The sequence below is a fragment of the Campylobacter sp. DY7 genome (genome assembly GCF_057802535.1).
On sequence record NZ_JBYJAU010000031.1, the window covers coordinates 1 to 1624 of the forward strand.

A 1624-nucleotide genomic window follows, 5' to 3' on the forward strand; every position below is an offset into this window, starting at 1 on the left:
GAACCAAGGTCTGAACGAATTGCTTCAAGAGCTTTTTGAGCTGATTCAGCAATATTCATCATAGCTTGTGCGCCTTTTAGTGTCATAACGCCTGCTGCGTAGCCGTTTTGGTTATCGCCAGATATACCTGCTTGCCATTCTTCAGAGTTAAAGCCCATAGCATCTGCTGTTTCTTTATCAATCTTAGCATTTGTTTCTCTTAATGAAACAGTTTTTTCGCTAACATTAGTATCATACCCTAAAGCTTTAGTCATATCTCTACCATTGCCATCGGTAGCTTCTACAACAATATCTTTACCAGCAGTTGAAACCAAGCTTAATCTTCCAAAGTTAGTTCCGTTTGTTTCATTTAATCCTATCATACCTTTTAGGTTGTTTCCAGCTTCTTTTTGAGCAAATTCAACGCCTTTTTTCCAACCCATTACTTGTTGTTTTAAAGCACTAGCCTTCATAGCATCTGCATTTTTAGCATCGTTTAAAGCACCTTTTGGGTCACCTTTAGCAATTACATCATCCAAAGCTTCATTTAATGCGTCTAAAGCTTCATTTGCACTATCTAAACTAGTAGCTGAATTTAATTGCTGTAATGCTTCTCCAATTGGAGTTGTTGCACCTGCAGTAATATTTGCTGCTGTCATAGCGCTTAATGCACCATCGACAATTTGAGTAGCACCCATTGCAGCTTCAAAAGTAAATGTAAAAGCAGTTCCTTGCAGTAAAGAATCTGCAGCTTCTAAGCCTTGGCTATATCCTTTAGCATTAATAGCAGTATCAACTTCCTTATGAGCCGATATAACACTTGATAAGGTGTTGTCTGCACTAATCAAAGTTCCTGTCGTACCAGCTGCAGCCCAAGCATCTGCTTTATATATTTCAACATCTGCTTTATTTGATTTACCTGCAGCATTATCCCATACATTCATTGTAGGTTTAGCTGCTTGTGCTTTTGTATCAGTATCTGTTGCTCTCTCTTCTGCTCTGCCTCTTTCTCCAGCACCAGTAGCTAATTGTTCTGTTCTAAATGCAGTCAACTCATCACCTTTTAAACCATCAGAAATCTGAATCCCTCTACCATCTCTATTATTTAATACAAGTCTACCTTTACTATCAACTGAAGCTTCAACTCCTGTTTGATCTTTAACTGAGTTAATAGCAGCTCTTAAAGCTCCGTTTCCATCTTTGTCTTTAATCTCAACAGAACCAATAGTAACACCATTAATTGAAAAACCTTTAGAAGTAGTTCCAGCTTTAATAGGCTGCTCAAACACACTCTCAGCTGTAACACTAGCTCTAACACCAGTCTTATCACTAGCCTTGTTAATAGCCTCAGCTAATGCTCCAAGACCCATACCTGCTTTAATTTCTACTCTTGGCTCGTTACCTTGAACCGGATTACCCGTATTATCCAATGCACCTTTTACATTTGCTATTTGCACTGGTTCTAATGTAATATCATTAATTCCATCAACATTCTTAAATGTTACACTAATTTTTCCATCTGACATTTTTTTATCATTACCAAAGCCAGCAGTAGTTAAATCATCCAACCTAACATTATGCCCAGTCTCAAACCTAGTCAAACCAATCTTATCACTTGTAGTCGCCCCAATACTAGCCTTAACAG

At 38.0% G+C, this 1624-nt stretch carries 1 protein-coding gene; it reads right to left on the reverse strand.

Going from position 1 to position 1624, the window contains the following annotated elements:
- Nucleotides 1–1624: flagellin hook IN motif-containing protein (locus AC1B00_RS09530; RefSeq protein ID WP_488849489.1), on the reverse strand; the 1624-nt coding region annotated here is incomplete at both ends.